This window comes from Roseateles sp. P5_B10, from assembly GCF_056400485.1.
Genome location: NZ_JBFULE010000541.1, coordinates 1 through 3,657, shown reverse-complemented (window position 1 = coordinate 3,657; position 3,657 = coordinate 1). Strand labels below are relative to the sequence as shown.

Here is a 3,657-nt window from a genome sequence, read left to right as displayed (position 1 = left end):
CCGACGCACCGAGCTTCTGCGGCCTGCGCGCCGATGCCCAGAGTGGCGCCGTCTATCACCAGGGCCAGCCGCTGGACCTGGCGCCGCGCGAGGCCGCGCTGCTGCGCGCGCTGCTCGTGGGACCGGGCCAGGCGGTGGCCAAGGACAAGCTCTTCGAACTGGTGTTTGCGGACGCGGCGGATGCACTGCCCGATGCGATCGAAGTCGTGGCCTACCGGCTGCGCAAGCGACTGCCACCAGGAAGCGCCAAGCTCGTGACGTTGCGCGGCCTGGGCTACCTGCTTCAGCCGGACGACTGAGTCGCCTCCGATGAAGCGCCTCGCCGCCCTGTCCATGCGCGCCCGCCTGCTGTGGGGCATCCTGCTGCCCGTCGGCCTGCTGGTGGCCATCAACACGTTCAGTCTTTACCGCGAAACGCTGCGCGCTGTCGACACCGCCTACGACCGCACGCTGCTGGCGTCGGCCAAGGCCATTGGCGAGCTGCTCGGCGTGGCGGGCAGCGGCGAGCAGGCGCGGCTGCTGGCGCCCGTGCCGTATTCGGCACTGGAAGCCTTCGAGACCGATGGCCGCAGCCGGCTCTACTTCAAGGTGCGAGGCTTCAAAGGCGAGCTGGTCTCGGGCGACGAGGACCTGCCCGACTGGACGGGCAAGCTGCCCGACCAGGGCGCCTACCAGGCGCTGGTGGACTTCTACGGCGCGCGCTTCCGTGGCGAGCCGGTACGCATGGCCGTGCTGCTGCAGCCGGTGTCTGGCCAGACCGGCATGGGCCTGGCGACCATCCAGGTTGCCGAGACGCTGCACCTGCGCCGCGGCCTCGCGCGCCAGGTCTTGCTGCACACGCTGTGGCGCCAGGCGCTGCTGCTGGCCGTCATCGCCATCGTCGTCTGGGCCGTGGTGCAGCGCGCCACCCGGCCGGTGCGCGAGCTCAGCGCCGCGCTGCGTACGCGTGACGCGGACGACCTCAGCCCGCTGCAGGCGCCTGGCCTGCCCGTCGAGCTGACACCGCTGATCGTCGCCACCAACGAGGCGCTGGCACGACAGGCGCGGCTTCTGGAGCACCAGAAGCGCTTTGTGCGCGACGCCTCGCACCAGCTGCGCACGCCGCTGGCCGTGCTGAAGGTGCAGGTGCAGTCCGCCCGCCAGGGTGATGTGGAGCCGCTGCAGGCCCTGGCCGAAATCGACACCACGGTGAACCGCGCCACCCAGCTCGCCAACCAGATGCTGGCCCTGGCGCGCGCCGAACAGATGCGCCAGCCGGGCGAGGCCATGCCGACGCAGGACTGGGCCGAGATCACGCGCGCCGTGGCCCTGGACCTGGCGCCGCTGATCGCCAAGCAGGGCCTGGACTTCGACATCCACACCGAGCCCGCGGCCGTCGAGAGCCACGAGTGGGCGCTGCGCGAGCTGACGCGCAACCTGCTGCACAACGCCATCCAGCACACGCCGGTGGGCGGGCGGCTGGCCATCGCGCTGTCGCTCGACATGGGCATGGCGCAGCTGTTGATTGCCGATGGCGGGCCGGGGCTGACGCCGCAGCAGCAGGAGCGGCTCTTCCTGCCCTTTGCCGTCGGCGATGCCGGCAAGGGATCAGGCCTGGGGCTGGCGATCTGCCTGGCCCTGGTTCATTCCCTGGGCGGCCAGATCGAACTGGTCAATCGGATGGAAGGTGCGCGCGTGTCGGGCCTGGACGCCCGTGTGCGGCTACCGCTGGCTGATTCGCCGCGCGGCCACAAGGCCTGAACTCGGCTCAGGCCTCCAGCGTCTCGTGAAAGGCTGCGGCGCCGGCCTTCCAGTAGGCCGCCACCTTCAGCGCTTCCTTGGGCAAGCCCTTGGCCACGAGCAGGGCCCGCACCGAGGCCATCGCGGACGCTTCACCCGCGGCCCAGGCGAAGCCTTCGCCATCGGGAAGCTTCAGCGCGGCGACGGCGGATTGCAGCGCTTCGGGGCTTTGGACCCAGTTCACTTCCGTCTGCGCACGGCCGGTAAACAGCCGGCGGTCCGCGGCGTCGCCGACCTGCAACACCGTGATGACGCGCGCCTCGGGCGGCAGTTCTTCCAGGCGGCGATGCACCGCTGGCAGGGCGGAGTCGTCACCGATCAGCAGGTGCCAGTCGTAGTCGGTCGGGATGATCATCGAGCCTCGGGGGCCGCCGACCCTGAGGTGTTGGCCAACCGCGGCCTGGCCGGCCCAGTCGGAGGCGGCGCCGGCGCCGTGCAGCGCGAACTCGATCGTCAGCTCGCAGCGCTCGCGGTCGAACGATCGCGGCGTGTAGTCGCGGCGATCCGTTTCACCGAAGAAGAGCTTCACGTGGTCGTCAAAGGAGTCGGACCGGAAGCTCGCCAGGGACTCGCCGTGCAGGGTCACCGAGACGAAGTGTGGGCTGAGCTGCTCGACGCGGCTGACTTCGAGGTCGCGCATCAGCAGCTCATGGCGAACGCGTTGGATGCGGCGCACGGGCGCCGTGGTGGGGTCGGACATGATGGGCTGGAACATTGGTTGATAATGTCATCCATCATGCGCAAACAAGTTGATATTGTCAACAATAAGGGCAACCTCGCCGAAGAGGTCGTGGAGAGCGTTCACTCGGTCATGCACCGGTTCCGCTCGCTGCAGTTCCAGGCGCTGAAGGACGCCGCGCATGACCTGAGCCACATGGAGGCCAAGACACTGGGTTTCTTTGCCTCTCGCCCGGGCGCGACGCAGAGCGAGCTGGTGCAGCACTCTGGGCGCGACAAGGGCCAGGTGGCGCGTTTGATTGCGGGCTTGCGCGAGCGTGGCCTGCTGGAAGCCAGCGCCGATGCGGCCGACAGGCGCAGCGTGCACCTGCAGGTCAGTGCGGCGGGCAAGGCATTGCAGCAGCAGGTGCGCAAGCAGGCTCAGCGCGTGTCGGCCCAGGCCGTCAGCGGGCTGGACGAGGCGGAGTGCCAGCAGTTGCTGGCGCTGCTGGCCAAGCTGCGCGAGAACCTGGAGGCGCCCGGCGGCTGAGCTGCCTCAGCCGGCGGCCTTCTCGAGCGCCAGGGCGGCATCCACCGCCGCGAGCTCGGCATCGGTCAGCGGCGCCGCCGCGACGATGCCGAGAGCGTCGTCGATCTGGCCCAGCCGGCTGGCGCCGACCAGGATGGACGTCATGCCGGGCTGCCTCAGCACCCAGGTCAGGGCCAGTTGAGCCAGCGTCTGCCCACGCGCATCCGCCAGTGCCTTGAGCGCGCGCAACGCCGCCAGCCGCCCCGGCGTGATGTCGGTGGGCTTCAGGAAGCCGCCCAGGGCAGCGCGTGAGTCGGCAGGGATGGACGAGAGGTATTTCTCCGTCAGCAGGCCCTGGGCCAGTGGCGAGAAGGCGATGCAGCCGATGCCTTCTTCGGCCAGCACCTCCAGCAGGCCGCCCTCGACGTGGCGGTCCAGCATGCTGTAGCGCGGCTGGTGGATGACGCAGGGCGTGCCCAGCCGCCGCAGGATGGCGCTGGCTTCGCGGGTCTGCGCGGCCGAGTAGTTGGACAGGCCAACGTACAGCGCCCGCCCGCTGCGCACGGCCTGGTCCAGCGCGCCCATCGTTTCTTCCAGCGGGGTGTCGGGATCGGGGCGGTGCGAATAGAAGATGTCGACATAGGGCAGGCCGAGCCGCTTCAGGCTCGCATCCAGGCTGGCGAGCATGTACT

Annotated in this window: 5 protein-coding genes; 3 read left to right on the top strand and 2 right to left on the bottom strand. The window is 69.8% G+C overall.

Annotated elements, in window-relative coordinates; genetic code table 11:
• A partial coding sequence (locus tag AC1DU6_RS23495; RefSeq protein ID WP_477859990.1) for a winged helix-turn-helix domain-containing protein occupies positions 1-299 on the top strand: 299 nt, incomplete at its 5' end.
• 10 nt (positions 300-309) lie between these two features.
• The gene (locus AC1DU6_RS23490) at positions 310-1,740 is read left to right on the top strand and encodes a sensor histidine kinase (RefSeq protein ID WP_457320315.1); all 1,431 of its coding nucleotides are present in this window, start codon (positions 310-312) and stop codon (positions 1,738-1,740) included.
• 7 nt (positions 1,741-1,747) lie between these two features.
• Here AC1DU6_RS23490 and AC1DU6_RS23485 read toward each other — a convergent pair whose 3' ends face one another.
• A complete protein-coding gene (locus AC1DU6_RS23485) occupies positions 1,748-2,479 on the bottom strand; it encodes a siderophore-interacting protein (RefSeq protein ID WP_457320313.1) in 732 nt (243 codons plus the stop codon).
• Between the two features lie 36 nt (positions 2,480-2,515).
• Here AC1DU6_RS23485 and AC1DU6_RS23480 point away from each other — a divergent pair, with 36 nt between their 5' ends.
• Positions 2,516-2,986 carry a MarR family winged helix-turn-helix transcriptional regulator gene (locus AC1DU6_RS23480; protein ID WP_457320311.1) on the top strand — a complete coding sequence of 157 codons (471 nt, stop codon included), beginning with the start codon at positions 2,516-2,518 and terminating at the stop codon, positions 2,984-2,986.
• A gap of 6 nt (positions 2,987-2,992) precedes the next feature.
• Here the strand turns inward: AC1DU6_RS23480 and AC1DU6_RS23475 are convergent.
• A partial coding sequence (locus tag AC1DU6_RS23475; RefSeq protein ID WP_477859987.1) for an aldo/keto reductase occupies positions 2,993-3,657 on the bottom strand: 665 nt, incomplete at its 5' end.

Coding starts and splice junctions, on each gene's coding strand:
- AC1DU6_RS23485 (WP_457320313.1), bottom strand. CDS start 2,479: ATGTCCGACCCCACCACGGCGCCCGTGCGCCGCATCCAACGCGTTCGC.
- AC1DU6_RS23480 (WP_457320311.1), top strand. CDS start 2,516: ATGCGCAAACAAGTTGATATTGTCAACAATAAGGGCAACCTCGCCGAA.
- AC1DU6_RS23490 (WP_457320315.1), top strand. CDS start 310: ATGAAGCGCCTCGCCGCCCTGTCCATGCGCGCCCGCCTGCTGTGGGGC.